Annotated in this window: 1 protein-coding gene; it reads left to right on the top strand. The window is 63.1% G+C overall.

The window, feature by feature from the left end; genetic code table 11:
* Window positions 1–355, top strand: a 355-nt coding sequence (locus HX855_RS32875) for a CDP-diacylglycerol diphosphatase (RefSeq protein ID WP_178948058.1), incomplete at both ends; no start/stop codon positions are given.

Below are 355 nucleotides of genomic sequence, written 5' to 3'. Positions count from 1 at the left end.
CCCGTATCAGGACTTGTTGATCCCCACCGACAAGGTCACCGGCATCGAAGACATTGCCCTGACCCGGGATTTGCTGCCGCATTACTTCGCCCAGGCCTGGAAGAACCACGCGGTACTGTCCAGCGGCCTGCCTGCGCCGATTGCCGACCGCTATGTGTCGCTGGCGATCAACTCCCGGTATGGCCGCTCGCAAAACCAGCTGCATATCCATATCGCCTGCCTGCGCCCCGATGTGTTCAACACCCTCAACGAACGCGCCGCGACCCTCGACGAGCACTGGCAAACCCTGCCGGTGAAACTGCAGGGGCACACCTACAGTGCCCGTACCCTGTCGGCGGCAGCCTTCGACCTGCGG

The organism is Pseudomonas sp. IPO3778 (assembly GCF_013386825.1).
Lineage (GTDB): Bacteria > Pseudomonadota > Gammaproteobacteria > Pseudomonadales > Pseudomonadaceae > Aquipseudomonas.
Note: the sequence above shows the minus strand (reverse complement) of the source record. Positions and strands in the feature narration are given on the sequence as shown.